Origin of the sequence: Streptomyces aurantiogriseus (assembly GCF_014649375.1) — a bacterium.
Taxonomy (GTDB): Bacteria; Actinomycetota; Actinomycetes; order Streptomycetales; family Streptomycetaceae; genus Streptomyces; species Streptomyces aurantiogriseus.
Genome location: NZ_BMSX01000009.1, coordinates 145878 through 168547 on the forward strand (window position 1 = coordinate 145878; position 22670 = coordinate 168547).

19 protein-coding genes are annotated in these 22670 nt (G+C 70.3%); 18 read left to right on the forward strand and 1 reads right to left on the reverse strand.

Features of this window, described 5'->3' with window-relative positions; translation table 11 throughout:
• Position 1: 1 nt before the first annotated feature.
• From IE263_RS20385 to IE263_RS20445, 13 genes are all read left to right on the forward strand, one after another.
• Entirely contained in the window at positions 2–1432 is a 1431-nt protein-coding gene (locus tag IE263_RS20385) for a UDP-N-acetylmuramoyl-tripeptide--D-alanyl-D-alanine ligase (RefSeq protein ID WP_189938592.1), read from the forward strand.
• Complete coding sequence (gene mraY / locus IE263_RS20390) at positions 1429–2502, forward strand: phospho-N-acetylmuramoyl-pentapeptide-transferase (RefSeq protein ID WP_189938594.1); 1074 nt, start codon at positions 1429–1431, stop codon at positions 2500–2502. The genes IE263_RS20385 and mraY overlap by 4 nt, the downstream gene beginning before the upstream one ends.
• Positions 2484–3911: a UDP-N-acetylmuramoyl-L-alanine--D-glutamate ligase gene (gene murD / locus IE263_RS20395; RefSeq protein ID WP_189938596.1), complete on the forward strand. Its 1428-nt coding sequence runs from the start codon at positions 2484–2486 to the stop codon at positions 3909–3911. Before mraY ends, murD begins: the two co-directional genes overlap by 19 nt.
• 73 nt (positions 3912–3984) lie before the next feature.
• Positions 3985–5349: a putative lipid II flippase FtsW gene (gene ftsW, locus IE263_RS20400; RefSeq protein WP_189938598.1), complete on the forward strand. Its 1365-nt coding sequence runs from the start codon at positions 3985–3987 to the stop codon at positions 5347–5349.
• Positions 5350–5355: 6 nt separating this feature from the next.
• Positions 5356–6453 (forward strand): undecaprenyldiphospho-muramoylpentapeptide beta-N-acetylglucosaminyltransferase, encoded by a 1098-nt coding sequence (gene murG / locus IE263_RS20405; RefSeq protein WP_189938601.1) that lies wholly within the window; start codon positions 5356–5358, stop codon positions 6451–6453.
• Between the two features lie 39 nt (positions 6454–6492).
• A complete protein-coding gene (locus IE263_RS20410) occupies positions 6493–7287 on the forward strand; it encodes a cell division protein FtsQ/DivIB (protein ID WP_189938602.1) in 795 nt (264 codons plus the stop codon).
• A 288-nt stretch (positions 7288–7575) separates the two neighbouring features.
• Complete coding sequence (ftsZ, locus tag IE263_RS20415) at positions 7576–8772, forward strand: cell division protein FtsZ (protein ID WP_189938604.1); 1197 nt, start codon at positions 7576–7578, stop codon at positions 8770–8772.
• Entirely contained in the window at positions 8769–9497 is a 729-nt protein-coding gene (gene pgeF / locus IE263_RS20420; RefSeq protein WP_189938606.1) for a peptidoglycan editing factor PgeF, read from the forward strand. Before ftsZ ends, pgeF begins: the two co-directional genes overlap by 4 nt.
• A gap of 6 nt (positions 9498–9503) precedes the next feature.
• Entirely contained in the window at positions 9504–10223 is a 720-nt protein-coding gene (locus tag IE263_RS20425; RefSeq protein ID WP_189938608.1) for a YggS family pyridoxal phosphate-dependent enzyme, read from the forward strand.
• A 128-nt stretch (positions 10224–10351) separates the two neighbouring features.
• The gene (locus IE263_RS20430; protein ID WP_189938610.1) at positions 10352–10993 is read left to right on the forward strand and encodes a cell division protein SepF; all 642 of its coding nucleotides are present in this window, start codon (positions 10352–10354) and stop codon (positions 10991–10993) included.
• A gap of 63 nt (positions 10994–11056) precedes the next feature.
• Positions 11057–11341, forward strand: a complete 285-nt coding sequence (locus IE263_RS20435; protein ID WP_020129925.1) for a YggT family protein — start codon at positions 11057–11059, stop codon at positions 11339–11341.
• 53 nt (positions 11342–11394) lie between these two features.
• A complete protein-coding gene (locus tag IE263_RS20440) occupies positions 11395–12552 on the forward strand; it encodes a DivIVA domain-containing protein (RefSeq protein ID WP_189938612.1) in 1158 nt (385 codons plus the stop codon).
• Between the two features lie 143 nt (positions 12553–12695).
• Positions 12696–13277 (forward strand): hypothetical protein, encoded by a 582-nt coding sequence (locus IE263_RS20445; RefSeq protein WP_189938614.1) that lies wholly within the window; start codon positions 12696–12698, stop codon positions 13275–13277.
• On the opposite strand, the gene ileS is transcribed toward IE263_RS20445, so the two are convergent.
• Positions 13217–16387, reverse strand: a complete 3171-nt coding sequence (ileS, locus tag IE263_RS20450; RefSeq protein ID WP_189938622.1) for an isoleucine--tRNA ligase — start codon at positions 16385–16387, stop codon at positions 13217–13219. The two genes, IE263_RS20445 and ileS, sit on opposite strands and share 61 nt — an antisense overlap.
• 1336 nt (positions 16388–17723) lie before the next feature.
• On the opposite strand from ileS, the gene IE263_RS50050 reads away from it, so the two are divergent.
• From IE263_RS50050 to IE263_RS20480, 5 genes are all read left to right on the forward strand, one after another.
• On the forward strand, positions 17724–18731 hold the full coding sequence (locus IE263_RS50050) for a TraR/DksA family transcriptional regulator (protein WP_444545100.1): 1008 nt from the start codon (positions 17724–17726) through the stop codon (positions 18729–18731).
• A gap of 67 nt (positions 18732–18798) precedes the next feature.
• Positions 18799–19437 carry a signal peptidase II gene (gene lspA / locus IE263_RS20465; protein WP_189938624.1) on the forward strand — a complete coding sequence of 213 codons (639 nt, stop codon included), beginning with the start codon at positions 18799–18801 and terminating at the stop codon, positions 19435–19437.
• Between the two features lie 51 nt (positions 19438–19488).
• Entirely contained in the window at positions 19489–20433 is a 945-nt protein-coding gene (locus IE263_RS20470) for an RluA family pseudouridine synthase (RefSeq protein WP_189938626.1), read from the forward strand.
• Entirely contained in the window at positions 20430–20900 is a 471-nt protein-coding gene (locus IE263_RS20475) for a GNAT family N-acetyltransferase (RefSeq protein WP_189938628.1), read from the forward strand. Before IE263_RS20470 ends, IE263_RS20475 begins: the two co-directional genes overlap by 4 nt.
• A gap of 128 nt (positions 20901–21028) precedes the next feature.
• Positions 21029–22615, forward strand: a complete 1587-nt coding sequence (locus IE263_RS20480) for a Na+/H+ antiporter (RefSeq protein WP_189938630.1) — start codon at positions 21029–21031, stop codon at positions 22613–22615.
• Positions 22616–22670: the final 55 nt, after the last annotated feature.

Below are 22670 nucleotides of genomic sequence, written 5' to 3' on the forward strand. Positions count from 1 at the left end.
TGTGATCGCCCTCTCCCTCGCCGAGATCGCAGCAGTCGTCGGCGGGCAGACGCACGACATACCGGATCCGACCGCGCAGGTCACCGGGCCGGTCGTCCGGGACTCCCGCGAGGTGGAGCCCGGCAGCCTCTTCGTCGCCTTCGTCGGCGAGCGCGTGGACGGCCACGACTTCGCCCAGGCGGTCGTCGAGGCGGGCGCGGTGGCCGTACTGGCCTCGCGACCCGTCGGCGTGCCCGCGATCGTCGTGGACGACGTCCAGACGGCGCTCGGCGCCCTCGCGCGGCACGTCGTGCAGAAGCTCGGCACGACCCTCGTCGCCCTCACCGGCTCCGCCGGCAAGACCAGCACCAAGGACCTCATCGCACAGGTCCTCCAGCGCAAGGCGCCCACGGTGTGGACCCCCGGCTCGCTCAACAACGAGATCGGGCTGCCCCTGACCGCCCTGTCGGCCACCGAGGAGACCAGGTTCCTCGTGCTGGAGATGGGCGCCCGCGGCATCGGCCACATCCGCTACCTCACCGGCCTCACCCCGCCGAGGATCGGCCTCGTCCTCAACGTCGGCACCGCCCACATCGGCGAGTTCGGTGGCCGTGAGCAGATCGCACAGGCGAAGGGCGAACTCGTCGAGAGCCTCCCGCCGGCGGAGGAGGGCGGCGTCGCGATCCTCAACGCCGACGATCCCTTGGTCCGGGCCATGGCCTCCCGAACGAAGGCGAAGGTGATCCTTTTCGGAGAGTCCGACGAAGCGGACGTACGCGCCGAGAACGTGAGACTCACGGACACCGGACAGCCCGCCTTCAGGCTTCACACACCCTCCGGTGCAAGTGATGTGACCATGCGCCTGTACGGTGAGCACCACGTGTCGAACGCGCTCGCCGCGGCCGCCGTCGCCCATGAGCTGGGCATGTCCGCGGAAGAGATCGCCACCGCGCTCTCCGAGGCGGGCTCCCTCTCCCGCTGGCGGATGGAGGTCACCGAGCGCCCGGACGGCGTGACGATCGTCAACGACGCCTACAACGCGAACCCTGAGTCCATGCGGGCCGCTCTGCGTGCGCTGGCAGCCATGGGCGGAGCCTCACGGGCACAGGGGGGCCGGACCTGGGCGGTGCTCGGCAAGATGGCCGAGCTCGGGGACGAGGCGCTCGCCGAGCACGACGCGGTCGGACGGCTTGCCGTCCGGCTCAACGTCAGCAAGCTCGTCGCGGTCGGGGGCAGGGAAGCCGCCTGGCTGCAACTGGGCGCATATAACGAGGGTTCGTGGGGTGAGGAGTCGGTGCACGTGTCCGACGCACAGGCGGCGGTCGACCTGTTGCGCAGCGAGTTGCGCCCGGGAGACGTCGTACTCGTGAAGGCGTCCCGTTCGGTCGGCCTCGAGAGCGTCGCGCAGGCGCTGCTCGAGACCGGTGCCGAGGGTGAGGTCGCTGCCCGATGATGAAGCAGATCCTGTTCGCGGGTGTCATTGGCCTCTTCCTGACGCTGATCGGCACGCCGCTGCTGATCAAACTGCTCGCGCGCAAGGGCTACGGCCAGTACATCCGCGACGACGGTCCGCGCGAGCACGCCAGCAAGCGCGGTACGCCGACGATGGGCGGCATCGCCTTCATCCTGGCGACGGTCGCCGCGTACTTCCTGTCCAAGGTGATCACGGGCAAGCCGCCGACCTACTCGGGCGTGCTGGTGCTGGGCCTGATGGTCGGTATGGGTCTGGTCGGCTTCCTCGACGACTACATCAAGATCGTCAAGCGACGCTCGCTGGGTCTGCGGGCCAAGGCGAAGATGGCCGGCCAGCTGCTCGGCGGTATCGCCTTCGCCGTGCTCTCGCTGCAGTTCGCGGACGCCCGCGGCAACACCCCGGCCTCCACGAAGCTGTCGTTCATCACGGACTTCGGCTGGACGATCGGCCCCGTGCTGTTCGTCGTCTGGGCGCTGTTCATGATCCTCGCCATGTCCAACGGCGTGAACCTGACGGACGGTCTGGACGGCCTCGCCACCGGCGCCTCCGTGCTCGTCTTCGGCGCCTACACGTTCATCGGCGTCTGGCAGTACCAGGAGTCCTGCGCCAACGGCGAGACCCTGATGAACCCGAACGCGTGCTACGAGGTGCGCGACCCGCTCGACCTCGCCGTCGTCTCCGCCGCGCTGATGGGTGCCTGCCTCGGCTTCCTGTGGTGGAACACCTCGCCGGCCAAGATCTTCATGGGCGACACCGGTTCGCTGGCGCTCGGCGGTGTCCTCGCGGGTCTCGCGATCTGCTCCCGCACCGAGCTGCTGCTGGCCATCCTGGGCGGTCTGTTCGTCCTCATCACCATGTCGGTGGTCATCCAGGTCGGCTCGTTCCGCCTGACCGGCAAGCGCGTCTTCCGCATGGCGCCACTCCAGCACCACTTCGAACTCAAGGGCTGGTCCGAAGTCCTTGTCGTGGTCCGCTTCTGGATCATCCAGGGCATCTGCGTCATTGTCGGACTGGGCCTCTTCTACGCGGGATGGGCAGCAGAAAAGTGACCGACTGGCAGGGGAAGAACGTCACCGTAGCCGGGCTCGGCGTCTCCGGCGTCCCGGCGGCCAAGGTGCTGCACGGGCGCGGCGCGAAGGTCACCGTCGTCAACGACGGCGACGACGCACGCGCGCGTGCCCAGGCGGCCGAACTGGAGGCGCTCGGCATCACCGTGCGCCTCGGTGACGGGGCGACCCTGCCCGAGGGCACCGAGCTGATCGTCACCGCCCCCGGCTGGAAGCCGGACAAGCCGCTGTTCGCGGCCGCACACGAGGCCGGGGTGCCGGTCTGGGGCGACGTCGAACTCGCCTGGCGGCTGCGGGGCCCCGACGCGGCTCCCTGGCTGTGCGTCACCGGCACCAACGGCAAGACGACCACCACCCAGATGCTGGCGTCCATCCTGAAGGCGGCCGGCCTGCGCACGGCGGCCGTCGGCAACATCGGCGTCTCCCTGCTGGACGCGGTCCTCGGGGAGGAGCAGTACGACGTCCTCGCCGTGGAACTCTCCAGTTACCAGCTGCACTGGGCGCCCTCCCTGCGCGCCCACTCCGCCGTCGTGCTGAACCTCGCCCCGGACCACCTCGACTGGCACGGCTCGATGGAGGCGTACGCCAAGGACAAGGGCCGTATCTACGAGGGCAATCGGGTCGCCTGCGTCTACAACGTCGCCGACAAGGCCACCGAGGACCTGGTGCGCGAGGCGGACGTCGAGGAGGGCTGCCGGGCCATCGGCTTCACCCTCGGCACCCCGGGGCCCTCCCAACTCGGCGTCGTGGACGGCATCCTGGTCGACCGCGCCTTCGTCGAGAACCGGCAGAAGAACGCCCAGGAACTGGCCGAGGTCTCCGACGTCAACCCGCCGGCCCCGCACAACATCGCCAACGCCCTTGCCGCGGCGGCCCTGGCGCGCGCCTTCGGCGTGCTCCCCAAGGCCGTACGGGACGGTCTGCGGGCCTTCACCCCGGACGCCCACCGCATCGCCCACGTGGCGGACGTGGACGGCGTCGCGTACGTCGACGACTCCAAGGCGACCAACACGCACGCGGCGGAAGCCTCGTTGGCGGCGTACGAGTCGATCGTGTGGGTCGCGGGCGGTCTCGCGAAGGGCGCGACCTTCGACGAGCTGGTCGCCAAGTCGGCGAAGCGACTTCGGGGCGTCGTGCTCATCGGTGCCGATCGGGCGCTGATCCACGAGGCCCTCGCGCGACACGCCCCGGAAGTACCCGTCGTCGACCTCGACCGGACCGACACTGGGGCGATGCTCGCGGCTGTCCGGGAGGCGAAGCGGCTGGCGCGGCCCGGCGACACGGTGCTGCTCGCCCCGGCCTGCGCCTCCATGGACATGTTCGTCAACTACAACCAGCGCGGTGACGCGTTCGCGGAGGCGGTTCGCGAACTCGGAGCCGACCCCCATTGACCCGGCCGCCTGCCGGGCGGACCTTGGGAGGGACGCGTGGGACCGTCACGGCCGACGTACGACGGAGACACGGATGCCCGGTAGCCGTACCGGGCGTCCGCCCGTTCAGCGCAGCGTCCGCAGACCCGCGGCCCCTCGTCCGGGTCGCGACAATCCGGTGCTCCGGCTGTACACGCGCGCGCACAAGGCCTGGGACCGGCCGCTGACCGCGTACTACCTGATCTTCGGCGGCAGCCTGCTGATCACCGTGCTGGGCCTGGTGATGGTGTACTCGGCCTCGCAGATCACCGCGCTGCAGATGTCGTTGCCGGGCTCGTTCTTCTTCCGCAAGCAGTTCCTGGCGGCGGTCATCGGCGGGACGCTGCTGCTGATCGCCTCCCGGATGCCGGTGAAGCTGCACCGGGCGCTGGCCTACCCGATCCTCGCCGGCGCCGTCGCTCTGATGGTGCTGGTGCAGGTGCCGGGGATAGGGGTGGCGGTCAACGGCAACCAGAACTGGATCTCGCTCGGCGGCTCCTTCCAGATCCAGCCCAGCGAGTTCGGCAAGCTCGCCCTGGTGCTGTGGGGCGCCGACCTGCTCGCCCGCAAGCAGGACAAGAAGCTGCTCACGCAGTGGAAGCACATGCTGGTGCCGCTGGTGCCGGTCGCGTTCATGCTGCTCGGCCTGATCATGCTCGGCGGCGACATGGGCACGGCGATCATCCTGACGGCGATCCTGTTCGGTCTGCTGTGGCTGGCGGGCGCGCCCACCCGCCTCTTCGTCGGTGTGCTGTCGATCGCCGCCGTGATCGGCGTGATCCTCATCAAGACCAGCCCGAACCGCATGGCCCGGCTCGCCTGCATCGGTGCCACCGAGCCCCGCTCCGGCGCCACCGACTGCTGGCAGGCCGTGCACGGGATCTATGCCCTCGCCTCCGGCGGGATTTTCGGCTCCGGGCTCGGTGCGAGTGTGGAGAAATGGGGCCAACTCCCCGAAGCGCACACCGACTTCATCTTCGCCGTCACCGGTGAGGAACTGGGCCTCGCGGGGACGCTGTCGGTCCTCGCCCTGTTCGCGGCTCTAGGCTATGCGGGTATCCGCGTGGCCGGTCGCACGGAGGACCCCTTCGTGAGGTATGCCGCGGGAGGCGTGACCACCTGGATCACGGCCCAGGCCGTGATCAACATCGGTGCGGTGCTCGGCCTGCTGCCGATCGCCGGCGTCCCCCTCCCGCTGTTCTCCTACGGGGGATCCGCGCTGCTGCCGACCATGTTCGCCATCGGGCTGCTGATCGCCTTCGCGCGTGACGAGCCCGCTGCGCGGGCGGCGCTTGCGATGCGGCACCCCCGCTTTGGTAGAAAGCGGGGGGCTGGGGGTCCTCAGCCGAATCGGGGACCCCGGAGATGGAACACGATGCGACGGCGTGCCTCGGCGGCGCGCTCGTCCGGAGAGCGGTGAATTTCGGTGCATGTCGTACTCGCTGGTGGGGGGACCGCCGGCCACATCGAGCCCGCGCTCGCCCTCGCGGACGCCCTGCGCAGGCAGGACCCGACCGTGGGGATCACGGCCCTGGGCACGGAGCGCGGCCTGGAGACCACGCTCGTTCCCCAGCGGGGCTACGAGCTTGCGCTGATCCCGGCGGTTCCGCTGCCGCGCAAGCCCACGCCCGAGCTGATCACCGTCCCGGGCCGGCTGCGCGGCACGATCAAGGCGACCGAGCAGATCCTGGAGCGCACGAAGGCGGACTGCGTCGTCGGCTTCGGCGGCTATGTCGCCCTGCCCGGCTACCTCGCCGCCAAGCGCCTGGGCGTGCCGATCGTCATCCATGAGGCCAACGCCCGCCCCGGCCTGGCCAACAAGATCGGCTCCCGGTACGCCGCCCAGGTCGCCGTCTCCACGCCCGACAGCAAGCTCCGCAACGCCCGCTACATCGGGATCCCGCTGCGCCGCTCCATCGCCACCCTCGACCGGGCCGCGGCGCGCCCGGAGGCCCGCGCGATGTTCGGCCTCGACCCGAACCTGCCCACGCTGCTCGTCTCCGGCGGCTCGCAGGGGGCCCGCCGCCTCAACGAGGTCGTGCAGCAGGTCGCCCCGTGGCTCCAGCAGGCAGGCATCCAGATCCTGCACGCGGTCGGCCCGAAGAACGAACTGCCGCACGTCCAGCAGATGCCGGGAATGCCCCCGTACATCCCGGTAAGTTACGTGGACCGGATGGATCTCGCGTACGCCGCGGCCGACATGATGCTCTGCCGCGCGGGCGCGATGACCGTCGCCGAACTCTCCGCCGTCGGACTCCCGGCCGCCTACGTCCCGCTGCCCATCGGCAACGGCGAACAGCGGCTCAACGCCCAGCCGGTGGTGAAAGCCGGCGGCGGCCTCCTGGTCGACGATGCGGAACTGACCCCGGAGTGGGTCCGGGAGAACGTCCTGCCCGTGCTCGCCGACCCGCACCGGCTGTACGAGATGTCCCGCGCCGCCAGCGAGTTCGGCCGCCGGGACGCGGATGACCTGCTCGTCCGCATGGTGTACGAGGCGATCGCCGCGCACCGTGCACACCACTAGGCGCAGCATGTAGGGCTCTGGGAACGAAGGGCAGGGAGCGTGGCCGGACCGACCACCGCCGAACGCGGTGCACGCCAGCAGGAATCGTCCGGCCCGCCTCTCGCCCGGAGGCTGGGCCCACGCCGGCTTCGTACGATCATCGTCCTGGCCCTGGCGGTCGTCCTCCTCGGGGCGGGCGCCGTCTGGGCGTTGTACGGCTCGCAGTGGCTGCGCGTGGAGCGTGTCTCCGTCTCCGGTACGCGAGTTCTGACGCCGGAGCAGGTGCGCGAGGCCGCCGACGTGCCCGTCGGGGAACCGCTGATTTCCGTCGACACGGACGCGATCGCGGCGCGTTTGCGCTCGGAATTGCCCCGAATCGACTCGGTTGACGTGGTCCGCTCCTGGCCCCACGGAATCGGCCTGAAAGTGACCGAGCGTAAGCCGGTCCTGCTGGTTCAAAAGGGGCGGAACTTCGTGGAAGTGGACGACGAAGGTGTCCGTTTCGCCACGGTTTCCGAGGCTCCTCAGGGTGTTCCCCTTCTCGAATTGGAAACCTCCTCCCCGGGTTCGGCTTCCGCGAGTCTGCGGCGCTTCGGCGAGAACCGGCTGGTGCGGGAGGCGGTGAAGGTCGCCGACGCCCTTCCGGCCGCCGTCGCCCGGGACACCCGGGTCGTCAAGGTCCGTTCCTACGACGACATCTCGCTGGAGTTGAGCGGCGGGCGCACGGTCGCCTGGGGGAGCTCCGAGAAGGGTGCCGCAAAGGCCCGTACCATCACCGCCCTGATGAAAGCCTCCCCGGCTGCACGGCACTTCGACGTCAGTGTTCCCACCGCCCCTGCGTCATCAGGGAGTTGACGCGCATCCGCGCAGGCCAGCACCCTGGTTGGGCAGCGACACGGCTGATCACATAGGGTGAAAAGAAAAACGGGAGGTTCGGCGTGTTCGTTGAACGGGCGCCACTTGTCGACTTAGTGTCCTGTTCAGAAGACTCCAAGGAACAGACACACTGGTAACCCTAAACTTCAGCGTTAGGGTTCGGGTCGGCGAAACGGACCGTCCCATTCGGCATCAGTCGCCGGAGCACGGAGCGCACAAGCGTCCCGTGATCCGACGACACGTAACTCGAGGCGAGAGGCCTTCGACGTGGCAGCACCGCAGAACTACCTCGCAGTCATCAAAGTCATCGGTGTCGGCGGCGGTGGTGTCAATGCCATCAACCGGATGATCGAGGTCGGTCTCAAGGGCGTCGAGTTCATCGCCATCAACACCGACGCGCAGGCGCTGTTGATGAGCGACGCCGACGTCAAGCTCGACGTCGGCCGCGAACTCACCCGCGGACTCGGCGCCGGAGCCAACCCGGCTGTCGGCCGCAAGGCCGCCGAGGACCACCGCGAGGAGATCGAGGAGGTCCTCAAGGGGGCCGACATGGTCTTCGTGACGGCCGGTGAAGGCGGCGGCACCGGCACCGGCGGGGCGCCCGTCGTGGCCAACATCGCACGCTCCCTGGGCGCCCTCACCATCGGCGTGGTCACGCGCCCGTTCACCTTCGAGGGACGGCGGCGCGCCAACCAGGCCGAGGACGGCATCGCCGAGCTCCGCGAAGAGGTCGACACCCTCATCGTCATCCCGAACGACCGGCTGCTGTCCATCTCGGACCGCCAGGTCTCCGTCCTCGACGCCTTCAAGTCGGCGGACCAGGTCCTGCTCTCCGGTGTCCAGGGCATCACCGACCTCATCACCACGCCCGGTCTGATCAACCTCGACTTCGCCGACGTCAAGTCGGTCATGTCCGAGGCCGGTTCGGCCCTCATGGGCATCGGCTCGGCCCGCGGGGACGACCGCGCGGTGGCCGCGGCCGAGATGGCGATCTCCTCCCCGCTGCTGGAAGCCTCCATCGACGGTGCCCGGGGTGTCCTGCTCTCCATCTCCGGCGGCTCCGACCTCGGCCTCTTCGAGATCAACGAAGCCGCCCAGCTGGTCAGCGAGGCCGCCCACCCCGAGGCCAACATCATCTTCGGCGCCGTCATCGACGACGCCCTCGGCGACGAGGTCCGGGTCACCGTGATCGCGGCCGGCTTCGACGGGGGCCAGCCCCCGGCTCGCCGGGACAACGTCCTCGGCTCCTCCTCGGCCTCGTCCCGCCGCGAGGAGCCCACTCCGGTACGGCAGCCCGAGAGCCGCCCGTCCTTCGGCTCGCTCGGCAGTGTCACGCCGAAGGAGGAGCCGGAGCCGGCGCCCGAGCCGGTGGCCGACCTCCCGGTCGCCCCGCCGGTGCCCCCGTCGCGGACCTACACGGACAGCGCGGCCGAGGAACTGGACGTGCCGGACTTCCTGAAGTGATAGGTCAGCGCGGACACGTGAGCGGCGCGCACTTCGCCTTCACCGACCGGTGGGGCGGGGTGAGCGCCGCTCCGTATGAGGAGCTCAACCTCGGTGGCGCGGTCGGCGACGATCCCGGGGCCGTGCGGACCAACCGCGAACTCGCGGCGAAGTCGCTCGGGTTGGACCCCGGCCTGGTCGTCTGGATGAACCAGGTGCACGGCAAGGACGTGGCCGAGGTCGACGGACCGTGGGGCGACCGCCCCGTCCCCGAGGTCGACGCGATCGTCACGGCCCGCCGCGGTCTCGCCCTCGCCGTCCTGACCGCCGACTGCACGCCCGTCCTGCTCGCCGACCCCGCCGCCGGGGTCGTCGCCGCGGCCCACGCCGGACGCCCCGGCATGCTCGCCGGAGTCGTCCCCGCGGCCGTACGGGCCATGGCGGATCTCGGGGCCGAGCCGTCGCGGATCGTCGCCCGCACCGGGCCCGCCGTCTGCGGCCGGTGCTACGAGGTGCCGGAGGCGATGCGTGCCGAGGTGGCCGCCGTCGAGCCGGCGGCGTACGCCGAGACGAGCTGGGGCACGCCGGCGGTCGACGTGACCGCCGGGGTGCACGCGCAGCTCGAGCGGCTCGGGGTGCACGACCGGGAGCAGTCGCCGGTGTGCACGCGGGAGTCGCAGAACCACTTCTCGTACCGCCGCGACCGCACGACAGGGCGACTCGCGGGATATGTCTGGCTGGACTGATGGGGCATGACGGACCGTAAGGACGAACTCGCCGGAAACCTGGCGAAGGTGGAGGAGCGCATCGCCGCCGCGTGCGCGGCCGCCGGGCGAGGGCGGGAGGAGGTGACCCTGATCGTGGTCACCAAGACCTATCCGGCGAGCGATGTACGGATCCTGTCGGAACTCGGTGTACGCCACGTCGCCGAGAACCGTGACCAGGACGCGGCGCCCAAGGCCGCGACGTGCTCGGATCTGCCGCTTTCCTGGCACTTCGTGGGCCAGTTGCAGACCAACAAGGTGCGTTCCGTGGTCGGCTACGCCGATGTCGTGCAGTCCGTCGACCGATCCAGGCTGGTGACGGCCCTGTCGAACGAGGCCGTCCGGGCGGGTCGCGAGGTCGGATGCCTCATCCAGGTCGCGCTCGACGCGGGTGAGAGCGCGCGGGGGGAGCGGGGTGGCGTGGCGCCCGGCGGAATCGAAGAGTTGGCCGACCTCGTCGCGGACTCCCCGGGGCTGCGGCTTGACGGACTGATGACCGTCGCACCCCTGACCGGGGAGTACGCGGGACGCCAACAGGCGGCGTTCGAGCGGTTGATGGATTTGTCGACTGACCTGCGCCGAACCCATCCGGCTGCGAACATGGTCTCGGCAGGGATGAGTGCGGATCTCGAGGAAGCAGTGGCGGCCGGGGCGACACATGTGCGCGTCGGCACCGCGGTACTCGGAGTCCGCCCCAGGCTCGGGTAACGTCGCCAGGAAGTCGGACCACAGCAGAAAATATGGTCATTACCGTCGAAAGGCGGGCGTAAGGACCTCGTGGATCGCGGGACTTGGCAGTAGTCAGCCGATCCACCACAGAGCGGAGGACTCAGAGCATGGCCGGCGCGATGCGCAAGATGGCGGTCTACCTCGGCCTCGTGGAGGACGATGGGTACGACGGCCGAGGATTCGACCCCGACGACGACTTCGAACCCGAGCTCGACCCGGAGCCCGAGCGTGACCATCGGCGGCACGAGCCGTCGCACCAGTCGCACGGTGCACACCAGTCCCAAAGGGACGAAGAGGTGAGAATCGTGCAACCGCCCGCGCCGCGCGAACCGGTGGCCCGAGCCGCTTCGCCCGTCGCGGAATCCGGACGCCCGGCGCGCATCGCGCCCGTGGCATCCATCACACAAGAACGTCAGTCCCTGGAGAAGAACGCGCCGGTGATCATGCCCAAGGTCGTGTCGGAACGAGAGCCGTACCGGATCACCACGCTTCACCCCCGGACGTACAACGAGGCCCGTACCATCGGGGAACACTTCCGTGAGGGCACGCCGGTGATCATGAATCTGACTGAGATGGATGACACAGACGCGAAGCGACTTGTCGACTTTGCGGCCGGTTTGGTGTTTGGTCTTCATGGAAGCATCGAGCGGGTGACGCAGAAGGTGTTCCTGCTGTCTCCTGCTAACGTCGATGTCACGGCGGAGGACAAGGCCCGCATCGCAGAGGGCGGGTTCTTCAACCAGAGCTGAGACGCAAGACCGGAAACAGGCAGTACCGAGAGCACGTAAGCAGGGGAGAGGGAAGCACCGAACATGAGCGTGGTCCTGGATGTCGTCTACATCGCGCTGATGGTCTTCCTCATCGTGCTCATCTTCCGGCTGGTCATGGACTACGTCTTCCAGTTCGCCCGCTCATGGCAACCCGGCAAGGCGATGGTGGTCGTTCTGGAGGCCACCTACACTGTCACCGATCCACCGCTCAAGCTTCTGCGGCGGGTCATCCCGCCGCTGCGTCTCGGGGGCGTGGCGCTCGACCTGTCCTTCTTCGTACTGATGATCATCGTCTACATCCTGATCTCGATCGTGAGCCGGCTGTGAGCGATGTGAACTACCGTCTTGCCGAATGCCGACGACTACGTTGAGGTGAAGAGATGCCGTTGACCCCCGAGGACGTGCGGAACAAGCAGTTCACGACCGTCCGCCTCCGAGAAGGCTATGACGAGGACGAGGTCGATGCCTTCCTCGACGAGGTCGAAGCCGAACTGACCCGACTGCTCCGCGAGAACGAGGACCTGCGCGCCAAGCTGGCCGCGGCCACGCGCGCTGCTGCCCAGAACCAGCAGAACATGCGCAAGCCTCCGGAGCAGCAGGACCAGCAGCAGGGCATGCCGCAGCAGCAGGGCATGCCGCCTCAGCAGCAGGGCATGCCGCAGCAGGGTATGCGAGGTCCGGGCGCTCCGGTGCCCGCCGGCATATCGGGCCCGCCGCAGCAGCAGATGGGTGGCCCCATGGGTGGTCCGCCCCAGCTGCCGAGCGGTGCCCCGCAGCTGCCTGCAGGTCCCGGCGGCCAGGGTCCCCAGGGTCCCGGTCCGATGGGTCAGGGCCCCATGGGGCAGGGTCCGATGGGTGGTCAGCCCCCCATGCAGCAGCAGATGGGTGGCCCGATGGGCGGCCCCATGGGCGGTCCGATGGGCGGCCCCGGTCAGGGCCCCGGTGGCGACAGCGCCGCCCGTGTCCTCTCGCTGGCCCAGCAGACCGCCGACCAGGCGATCGCCGAGGCCCGTTCCGAGGCCAACAAGATCGTCGGCGAGGCGCGTTCGCGTGCCGAGGGTCTCGAGCGTGACGCCCGTGCCAAGGCCGACGCTCTGGAGCGGGACGCGCAGGAGAAGCACCGCGTCGCGATGGGCTCCCTGGAGTCCGCCCGCGCCACGCTGGAGCGCAAGGTCGAGGACCTGCGCGGCTTCGAGCGCGAGTACCGCACGCGCCTGAAGTCGTACCTCGAGTCCCAGCTGCGTCAGCTGGAGACCCAGGCCGACGACTCCCTCGCCCCGCCGCGCACCCCTGCCACGGCCTCCCTCCCGCCGTCCCCGGCGCCCTCCATGGCTCCGGCCGGCGCGAGCGCCCCGTCCTACGGCGGCAACCAGGGCATGGGCGCGCCGAGCCCGGCTGCCCCGTCCTACGGTGGCCAGCAGCAGATGTCCCCCGCGATGACCCAGCCGATGGCTCCGGTGCGGCCGCAGGGCCCGTCGCCGATGGGCCAGGCCCCCTCGCCGATGCGCGGCTTCCTCATCGACGAGGATGACAACTGACGGCCAGTAGTACGCCGTAGGCGTCGGCAGCGTTCAAAAGGGCGGGCCCCGGATTTCCATCCGGGGTCCCGCCCTTTTTACGCGTGTTGACGATGACCACGGTGGTGCCGGTGGTGTCAGTGGGGCGTTGTAGCGTGCGCGGCATGGGTGAGGGAGAGGTTTGGCAGTACCGGCAGGCCGACGCCGAGACGCTGCGGCGCTGGGAGGCGTGGGCGAGCGAGGCCCGTACGCAGCTGGCGGCGGCCGGGTTGCCGGTGCAGGCGGAGGGCCTGGACTCGGCCGTGGGCGCCGGGGCGGTGGTGACGGTGGATCCCGGTGCCGACGACGCCGGCGGGGTCTATGTGGGGTGGCATCCGGCGCCGGTGCTCAGGGTGGCCGGTATGCAGGCCGCCCTGCGCACCGATCCTCGGGATCCGGCGCTGCGGCACAAGGGCCTGGTCGACGACGCGATGACGCGGGCGATCCGGGAGATCCTCACGGCCGGGGGCTTCACGATGGGCGAGAGCCCGAACGACCTGGTGGGGGAGCTGCTGTACGTGGTGGGCCCGCCGGCGGAGCCGCTCCTGGAGAGGCTGGGTCTGGACGCCCTGCGGGCTTCCGGGGCCCGACAAGAGGGCCCGGCCCCCTCGGGGGAACCGGGCCCTCGTAGGACGCCCCTGCGCCCTTACGCCTTGCGCAGGCGGAACGTCAGCGTCAGGCCCTCGTCCGTGAACGGGGTGCCGTAGGTGTCGTCCGCCTCGCCCTGGGCGAAGTCCGTGCCGAGGACCTCGTCGGCGATCAGACCGGAGTGCTCGGTCAGGGCCGCGACGGTCGCCGGGTCGGTCGCGGTCCAGCGGAGCGCGATACGGTCGGCGACGTCGAGGCCGCTGTTCTTGCGGGCCTCCTGGATCAGACGGATCGCGTCACGGGCCAGACCGGCGCGGCGCAGCTCCTCCGTGATCTCCAGGTCCAGGGCGACCGTCGCGCCGGAGTCGGACGCCACCGACCAGCCCTCGCGCGGGGTCTCCGTGATGATCACCTCGTCCGGGGCGAGGGTGATGGGCTCGCCGTCGACCTCCACGGACGCCGTGCCCTCGCGCAGGGCGAGGGAGAGCGCGGCCGCGTCGGCGGCGGCGACGGCCTTGGCCACCTCCTGGACGCGCTTGCCGAACCGCTTGCCCAGGGCGCGGAAGTTGGCCTTCGCGGTGGTGTCGACCAGGCTGCCGCCCACCTCGCTCAGCGACGCCAGCGACTCGACGTTCAGCTCCTCCGTGATCTGCGTGTGCAGCTCGGGGGAGAGGGCGTCGAAGCCCGTGGCCGCGATGAGCGCGCGGCTGAGCGGCTGGCGGGTCTTCACGCCCGACTCCGCGCGGGTGGCGCGGCCCAGCTCGACCAGGCGGCGGACCAGGACCATCTGCTTCGACAGCTCCGGGTCGATGGCGGAGAGGTCCGCCTCCGGCCAGGAGGCCAGGTGGACGGACTCCGGCGCGCCGGGGGTGACCGGAACCACCAGGTCCTGCCAGACCCGCTCGGTGATGAACGGGGTCAGCGGGGCCATCAGCTTGGTGACCGTCTCGACGACCTCGTGCAGCGTGCGCAGCGCGGCCTTGTCGCCCTGCCAGAAGCGGCGACGCGAGCGGCGCACGTACCAGTTGGACAGGTCGTCGACGAACGCCGAGAGCAGCTTTCCGGCGCGCTGGGTGTCGTACGCCTCCAGGGACTGGGTCACCTGGTCGGTGAGCGCGTGCAGTTCGGACAGCAGCCAGCGGTCCAGGAGCGGGCGGTCGGCCGGGGCCGGGTCGGCCTCGGAAGGCGCCCAGCCGGACGTACGGGCGTACAGCGCCTGGAAGGCGACCGTGTTCCAGTACGTGAGGAGCGTCTTGCGGACGACTTCCTGGATGGTGCTGTGGCCGACGCGGCGGGCCGCCCAGGGCGAGCCGCCGGCCGCCATGAACCAGCGGACCGCGTCCGCGCCGTGCTGGTCCATGAGCGGGATCGGCTGCAGGATGTTGCCCAGGTGCTTGGACATCTTGCGGCCGTCCTCGGCGAGGATGTGGCCCAGACAGACGACGTTCTCGTACGAGGACTTGTCGAAGACCAGCGTGCCGACCGCCATCAGCGTGTAGAACCAGCCGCGGGTCTGGTCGATGGCCTCGGAGATGAACTGCGCCGGGTAGCGGGACTCGAACAGGTCCTTGTTCTTGTACGGGTAGCCCCACTGCGCGAACGGCATCGAACCCGAGTCGTACCAGGCGTCGATGACCTCCGGCACGCGCGTGGCGGTCTTCCCGCAGCCTTCCTGCGGGCAGGCGAAGGTGACCGCGTCGATGTACGGGCGGTGCGGGTCCAGCTCCGACTGGTCGGTGCCGGTCAGCTCGGTGAGCTCGGCGCGGGAGCCGACGCAGGTGAGGTGGTCGTCCTCGCAGCGCCAGACCGGCAGCGGGGTGCCCCAGTAGCGGCTGCGGGAGAGTGCCCAGTCGATGTTGTTGTTCAGCCAGTCGCCGAAGCGGCCGTGCTTGACCGTGTCCGGGAACCAGTTGGTCTTCTCGTTCTCCTGGAGGAGACGGTCCTTGACGGCTGTGGTGCGGATGTACCAGGACGGCTGCGCGTAGTAGAGGAGCGCGGTGTGGCAGCGCCAGCAGTGCGGGTAGCTGTGCTCGTACGGGATGTGCCGGAAAAGGAGGCCGCGCTGCTGGAGGTCCTCGGTGAGCTTTTCGTCCGCCTTCTTGAAGAAGACGCCGCCGACCATCGGGACGGACTCCTCGAAGGTGCCGTCCGGGCGGACCGGGTTCACCACGGGCAGGCCGTAGGAGCGGCAGACCTTGAGGTCGTCCTCACCGAAGGCGGGGGACTGGTGGACCAGACCCGTGCCGTCCTCGGTCGTGACGTAGTCGGCGTTGACGACGAAGTGCGCCTCCGCCGGGCCGTGCCCGTTGGTTCCCTCACTGACGCTCGGGAACTCCACGAGCTCGAACGGACGTTGATACGACCAGCGCTCCATTTCGGCGCCGGTGAAGGTCTCGCCGGTGGTCTCCCAGCCCTCGCCGAGCGCCTTGGCGACGAGCGGCTCGGCGACGACGAGCTTCTCCTCGCCGTTGGTCGCGACGACGTAGGTGACCTCGGGGTGCGCGGCGACCGCCGTGTTGGAGACCAGGGTCCACGGGGTGGTCGTCCAGACCAGGAGCGCGGCCTGGCCGGCGAGCGGACCGGAGGTGAGCGGGAAACGGACGTACACGGACGGGTCGACGACCGTCTCGTAGCCCTGCGCCAGCTCGTGGTCGGACAGGCCCGTACCACAGCGGGGGCACCAGGGGGCGACGCGGTGGTCCTGGACCAGCAGGCCCTTGTTGAAGATCTCCTTGAGCGACCACCAGACCGACTCGATGTACTCGGGGTCCATCGTGACGTAGGCGTCGTCGAGGTCGACCCAGTAGCCCATGCGGGTCGTCAGGTCGGAGAAGGCGTCGGTGTGGCGGAGCACGGAGTCACGGCACTTGGCGTTGAACTCGGCGATGCCGTAGGCCTCGATGTCCTTCTTGCCGCTGAAGCCGAGCTCCTTCTCCACCGCCAGCTCCACCGGCAGGCCGTGGCAGTCCCAGCCGGCCTTGCGGGCCACGTGGTAGCCGCGCATGGTGCGGAAGCGGGGGAAGACGTCCTTGAAGACGCGCGCCTCGATGTGGTGGGCGCCGGGCATGCCGTTGGCGGTGGGCGGGCCCTCGTAGAACACCCACTCGGGGCGGCCCTCGGACTGCTCCAGGCTCTTGGCAAAGATCTTCTGCTCGCGCCAGAAGTCGAGCACCGCGTGCTCGAGGGCGGGCAGGTCGACCTGGGCGGGCACCTGGCGGTACTGCGTCATCGATCTTCCTCCGGCGGACGTGCTGCCTTCCGTCGGAGGGACGAGAGCCTTCTTGCCTGTCTACGCCGTGTGCGGCGCGCTCCCGCGGTACCACCCTCCTTGGCCCTCCGGTGCGCCCTGCGCTCCGGCGAGCCCCCTCATTGGGGTCGCGATGCCGGTTCTACTCGCCCTCGCCTGTCGGCTGAGGCTTTCCTCCGGCGGCTCCGGGGTGATCTTCACGTCGCGCTCGCCCCCGGGCTTCCACCGTCCCCGGGTCGCTCTGGGCTGCGTACGCCGCTACTCGTCCCCATCCACGCTTTTCGCTCCGCCCAGTGTACGGCGCCGCAACGACAGCGGCCGACCGGTTTTCGGGGGCCGGCGGCGAGGGACTCGGGCGGGTCCGGGATGACCCGAATGGGGAGGTACGCGTGTTCGGATTCCGGGACGGTGAGCTCGGCGGATTACCCGGCGGGGAGCTGGGCACAACGCATGCAGGCTTGCCGCGCGGCGTGCGCGAGGCGGGCGAATCGGGCGGTGCGCCCCGTTGCCGCGGGGCCAAAGTCGATTTATCGTCCCAGCACGATTCGCGCGCAAGATCACAATATGTGAAGGGGCCGCGGCCATGGTGGCGAAGAAGACCGCCGTACAGCAGTCGGCGTCCGGCAGGCCCACGGGTGCCTCCGGCGGTGCGGCCAGGGATGCCAAGGACGTCGGCGAGAAGAAGAGCACGCGGGGAGGGGGCGCGGCGCGTGCCGCCACGGCGGTGAAGGCCGTGAGGACGGTGGGGGCTGCTGCCGCCCGGGAGGCGAAGAAGGCGGTCGGGGGGAAGAAGGTGGCCGTGCGGGAGGGGGAGGGGGTGGCGAGACCGGGGGTTGGTGGGGCTTCGGAGGGGAAGAAGGTGGTCGCCAGGGAGGCGGCTGCTGCGACGCGGGCGGTTGCCGAGGAGGGTGCGGACAGGAAGGCGGTCGCCAAGGAGGGCGCTGCCGGGAGGACGGCTGCTGCGAAGAGGGCGCCCGTGAAGGAGGCGCCTGCGAAGAAGACGACCCCGAAGAGGGCGTCGGCGAAACAGACGGCCGTCAGGACGGCGGCGGACAGGACGGCGGCGGATCGGGCGACGGCGGATCGGGCGACGGCGACGGCGACGGCGAAGAAGACGGCTGTGAAACAGACGGCCGTCAAGAAGGCGGCGGCGAAGAAAGCGGCTGCTCAGAAGATGTCGGCGGGAAGGAAGGCGGAGGCGACCGGGAAGGCCGCGTCGGGCGAAGGGGCCGGGTCGGCCAAGAAGACGGCCGAGGCCGACAAGAAGGGGGCGGCCAGGAAGGTGCCGGTCGAGGAAGCCACGTCGGTCGAGCAGGCTGTGCCGACCCCGACCGCATCAGCCAGGAAGACCGCGTCGGCCAAGAAGGCGGCTGGACCGGCCAAGAACGCGGTCGGGTCGGCCAAGAAGACGGCTGGACCGGTCAAGAAGACGGCCGGACCGGCCAGAAAGACGGCCGGGAAGAAGGCCGTCTCCGACAAGACGGCCGCCGGGCAGAAGACGGCGGCGAAGAAAGCTGCCGCGGACGCCAGGAAGGCCGCGGTGGTCGGGGGTGCCGGCGGCGAGGTGGGCGCCGGTTCTGCGAGCGGGGTCGGTCAGGCGGCCGTGGTGCCGGAAGACGCGGCAGGCAGCACGGCTGCCGTTGCGGAAGGTGCGGTCGGAACAGTGGACGCCGGTTCGGACGGGACGGTCGGGCAGGCCGTCGACGCTTCGGAGGGGGCCGGTGGCAAGGGCGGTGCGGCCGGGAAGGCGGCGGCAGGGAAGGGCCCCGCAAGGAAGGGCACCGCCAGGAAGAGCACGGCCAAGAAAGTGGGCGCGGCCTCGGCCGCGGAGCAGACGGGAGCCACGACGGTGGTTGCGAAGAAGACTCCTGGCACGGCCACGGCGGCGAAGACCGCCGTTCCCAAGGCACGGTTCGTCGCGGCGGAGCCCGGCGAGCTGGCGGTGCGCCCCGGTGAGGAGCCGTGGACTCCGGAAGAGGTCGCGGAGGCCCGCGCCGAGCTGCAGTCCGAGCAGGAACGGCTGCGTGCGGAGCTCGCCTCGTCCGAGGCGGCCCTGGCGGGCCTGATGCGCGACTCGGGAGACGGCGCCGGCGACGACCAGGCGGACACCGGCACCAAGAACATCACGCGCGAGCACGAACTGGCACTGGCCGCCAACGCGCGCGAAATGCTGATCCAGACCGAACACGCCTTGGAGCGGCTGGACGCGGGTACCTACGGCCTGTGCGAGAACTGCGGCAACCCCATCGGCAAGGCCCGTATGCAGGCCTTCCCACGGGCCACGCTGTGCGTCGAGTGCAAGCAGAAGCAGGAGCGCCGGTACTGATCACCCGATGGCCGGAGGGCGTGCCGTACTCTCGTCCTCAGTCAGGTACCTAGGTTGAGGGACTCACGTGGCAGAGGCGGAGCGCATCATCGGTACGCCGGACACCCCCGAGGCGGCGGGAGCCGAGCCGGAGCCGTCCGACGAGCAGGTCGGGAAGCCGGCGTCGGGCGAGTCGTCCGACGCGGACGAGCCGACGGCGGACGGGGCCGAGCGGCCCCGCGGCAAGCGCCGGATCGCCGTACTGTTCTCGGTCGCCGCGTTCGCGTACGCCCTCGATCTGGTCAGCAAGATGATCGTGGTCGCCAAACTGGAGCACCACGAGCCGATCGAGATCATCGGGGACTGGCTGCGGTTCGAGGCGATCCGCAACGCGGGCGCGGCCTTCGGCTTCGGTGAGGCCTTCACCGTGATCTTCACGGTGATCGCCGCGGCGGTGATCGTGGTGATCGCCCGGCTCGCCCGCAAGCTCTACAGCCTGCCCTGGGCGATCGCGCTCGGCCTGCTGCTCGGCGGCGCGCTCGGCAACCTCACCGACCGGATCTTCCGCTCGCCGGGTGTCTTCGAGGGCGCGGTCGTGGACTTCATCGCGCCCAAGCACTTCGCCGTGTTCAACCTCGCCGACTCGGCGATCGTGTGCGGCGGCATCCTGATCGTGCTGCTGTCCTTCAAGGGTCTCGACCCGGACGGCACCGTCCACAAGGACTGAGCGCCCGGGCTGGCGTACGGGGGTGCCGGACCCGTCCGGCATACTCGACGGGTGAGCACGCTTCCCGATATCCGTACCCTGCCCGTGCCCGACGGCCTGGAGGGCGAGCGCGTCGACGCCGCCATCTCCCGCATGTTCGGCTTCTCCCGGACCAAGGCGGCCGAGCTCGCCGCGGCCGGGAAGGTCACGGTCGACGGGTCGGTGGTCGGGAAGTCCGAGCGGGTGCACGGCGGGGCCTGGCTCGAGGTCGAGATGCCGCAGGCGCCCGCGCCGGTGCAGGTGGTCGCCGAGCCGGTCGAGGGCATGGAGATCGTGCACGACGACGAGGACGTGGTCGTGATCGTCAAGCCGGTGGGCGTGGCCGCGCACCCCTCACCGGGCTGGACCGGACCGACCGTCATCGGCGGCCTCGCCGCCGCCGGCTACCGCATCTCCACCTCCGGTGCCGCCGAGCGCCAGGGCATCGTGCACCGGCTCGACGTGGGCACGTCCGGCCTGATGGTGGTGGCCAAGTCCGAGTACGCGTACACCTCGCTCAAGCGCCAGTTCAAGGAGCGCACGGTCGACAAGCGCTACCACACGCTCGTCCAGGGCCACCCCGACCCGACCAGCGGCACCATCGACGCGCCCATCGGCCGGCATCCGAACCACGACTACAAGTGGGCGGTCACCGCGGACGGCAAGCCGTCCGTCACGCACTACGACCTGATCGAGGCGTTCCGCGCGGCCTCCCTGCTGGACGTCAAGCTCGAGACCGGCCGTACGCACCAGATCCGCGTGCACATGGCCGCCCACCGCCACCCGTGCGTCGGCGACCTGACCTACGGGGCCGACCCGACGCTCGCCAAGCGCCTGCGCCTGACCCGCCAGTGGCTGCACGCGGTGCGGCTGGGCTTCGAGCACCCCGGGGACGGGCAGTGGGTCGAGTTCGCCTGCGACTACCCGGACGATCTGCAGAAGGCCCTGGACCAGGTCCGCGAGGAGACCTACGGATGAGCACGCGCGCGTACGCGGTGCGGGTCGCCGAGGACCCCGCCGACCACGAGGCCTGCTTCGCGGTGCGCAAGGAGGTCTTCGTCGGCGAACAAGGGGTCCCCGAGGACCTCGAGTACGACGCGTACGACGCCGGCGCGGTGCATGTGCTGGCGGTCCGGGAGGACGGCGTGCCGCTCGGGACCGGGCGGCTGCTGTACGGCGAGGCGGCCGCGACGAAGACCGACGGCGATCCGTCGGTCGGCTCGCTGGGGCGGCTCGCCGTGACGCGCGAGGCGCGCGGGCTCGGCGTCGGTGCCGCGCTGGTGCGGGCCATCGAGGAGGCGGCACGCGCGCGTGGGCTCGTGGCCGTGGACCTGCACGCCCAGACGCACGCGCTGGGGTTCTACGAGCGTCTCGGATACGAGGCGTACGGGCCGGAGTTCACGGACGCGGGCCTTCCGCACCGGGCGATGCGGCGGGTGCTGTAGCCGGGCAGCCGTGTGCCCGGGGCGCGCGCCGTGACCGGTCGGCGGCGCGGCGGAGAACCGGCCGGTGGCGGGGTGACGTGGCAGGCTGGAAGTAAGCCCTGTGCCCCCGGAACCCCGGAGTGCTGACCGTGGATCAGTTGGCCCTGCTGTTCGTCCTGTTGCTCGGGGCCGTGGTGAGCGTCCCGCTCGGAGACCGGTGGGCCCTGCCCGCGCCGGTCCTGATGACGTTGCTCGGGATCGTGCTCGCCATCCTCGACTTCGTACCCAATGTGAACATCCGGCCGGATCTGATCCTGCCCCTGCTGCTGCCGCCCCTGCTGTACGCGGCGGTCCGGCGGACCTCCTGGCGGCAGTTCACGGCGAACAAACGCCCGATCTTCCTGCTCGCCGTGGCGCTGGTCTTCGTCACGATGCTCTGCGTGGCCACCGTCGCTCACGCGATCGTGCCCGGGCTGCCGGTCGCCGCGGCCCTCGCGCTCGGGGCGCTCGTCGCGCCGCCCGATCCCGTGGCCGCGACCGCGGTGGCCGGGCAACTCGGGCTGCCGCGACGGCTGGTGTCCATTCTGGAGGGCGAGGGGCTGTTCAACGACGTCACGGCCATCGTGCTGTACCACGTGGCGATCGCCGCGGTCGTGAGCGGGGCGTTCTCGCCGTGGCGGGCGGGGCTGGATCTCGTGCTGTCCGCCGTGGTGGCGGTGGCGGTCGGGCTCGCGCTGGGGTGGGGCGCCAACAAGCTCATGGACCTGCTCGGGGACGCGACCCTGCAGATCGGGCTGACGCTGCTCGTGCCGTACGCCTCGTACGTGATGGCGGAGGAGTTCCACGGCTCCGGGGTGCTCGCCGTGCTCACCACCGCGCTGTACCTCGCCGAGTTCGCCACCGATCCGGACGACGTGATGACGCGGCTGGCCGGGCACACCTTCTGGAACATCGTCGACACGCTGGTCACCGGGGTCGCGTTCGGGCTGATCGGGCTGGAGCTGCACAACGCGATCCGGACGGCGTCCGGGCGGTGGGGGGAGATGCTGGGGTGGGCTGCGGCGGTGGTCGGAGTCGTTGTCCTGGTGCGGCTGTTGTGGCTTCTGCCGGCCACCTGGCTCGCCCAGCGGATGCATGCCGGGCGGGATCACGACGAGGACATTCCGATGAGCTGGCGGGAGACCGTCGTCATGTGGTGGTCGGGGATGCGAGGGGTGGCCTCGGTGGCCTTGGCGCTGGCGATTCCGTTGAAGACCGAGGAGGGGGCGGCCTTTCCGGACCGGGACGAGATCGTGTTCATCGCCTTCGGGGTGATCATGGCGACGCTGGTGCTGCAGGGGCTGACCCTGCCGTGGTTGGTGAAGCGGCTGGGGGTGCAGTCGGACACGGACCGGGAGAAGGCGTTCGAGAAGGAGTTGGCCGTGCGGGCGGCCAAGGCGGCGAAACGGAGGCTTCGGGAGATCGAGGCCGAGGAGGAGCTGCCGGAGGAGTTGTCCGAGCAGATGGCGCGGCGCGCCTTCGACATCGGGTTGCGGATCAGCCCGGACATCGGGGAGGACGAGCGGCGGGAGGCGCATGAGCAGCGGGTACGGAGGTTGAAGCGGGTACGGCGGATTCAGGGGGAGATGCTGAGCGCGGCGCGGCATGAGGTGGTTGCCGCGCGAAGTGAGGCGGGGGCCGATCCGGAGATCGTGGACCGGGTGTTGCGGCATCTTGATGTGCGCAGTCTGCGGTGACCGTTGCGGCATCCTGATGCGCGGAGCACCGGTCGCCCCCCCCCAGGCGCCAGAC

What these genes read in the sequence shown, in the direction of transcription:
- IE263_RS20435 (WP_020129925.1), top strand. Translation starts at nt 11,057, where the DNA reads ATGAGCGTGGTCCTGGATGTCGTCTACATCGCGCTGATGGTCTTCCTC.
- murD (WP_189938596.1), top strand. Translation starts at nt 2,484, where the DNA reads ATGGGCAGCAGAAAAGTGACCGACTGGCAGGGGAAGAACGTCACCGTA.
- ileS (WP_189938622.1), bottom strand. Translation starts at nt 16,387, where the DNA reads ATGACGCAGTACCGCCAGGTGCCCGCCCAGGTCGACCTGCCCGCCCTC.
- IE263_RS20425 (WP_189938608.1), top strand. Translation starts at nt 9,504, where the DNA reads ATGACGGACCGTAAGGACGAACTCGCCGGAAACCTGGCGAAGGTGGAG.
- IE263_RS20430 (WP_189938610.1), top strand. Translation starts at nt 10,352, where the DNA reads ATGGCCGGCGCGATGCGCAAGATGGCGGTCTACCTCGGCCTCGTGGAG.
- IE263_RS20445 (WP_189938614.1), top strand. Translation starts at nt 12,696, where the DNA reads ATGGGTGAGGGAGAGGTTTGGCAGTACCGGCAGGCCGACGCCGAGACG.
- IE263_RS20475 (WP_189938628.1), top strand. Translation starts at nt 20,430, where the DNA reads ATGAGCACGCGCGCGTACGCGGTGCGGGTCGCCGAGGACCCCGCCGAC.
- ftsW (WP_189938598.1), top strand. Translation starts at nt 3,985, where the DNA reads ATGCCCGGTAGCCGTACCGGGCGTCCGCCCGTTCAGCGCAGCGTCCGC.
- IE263_RS20440 (WP_189938612.1), top strand. Translation starts at nt 11,395, where the DNA reads ATGCCGTTGACCCCCGAGGACGTGCGGAACAAGCAGTTCACGACCGTC.
- mraY (WP_189938594.1), top strand. Translation starts at nt 1,429, where the DNA reads ATGATGAAGCAGATCCTGTTCGCGGGTGTCATTGGCCTCTTCCTGACG.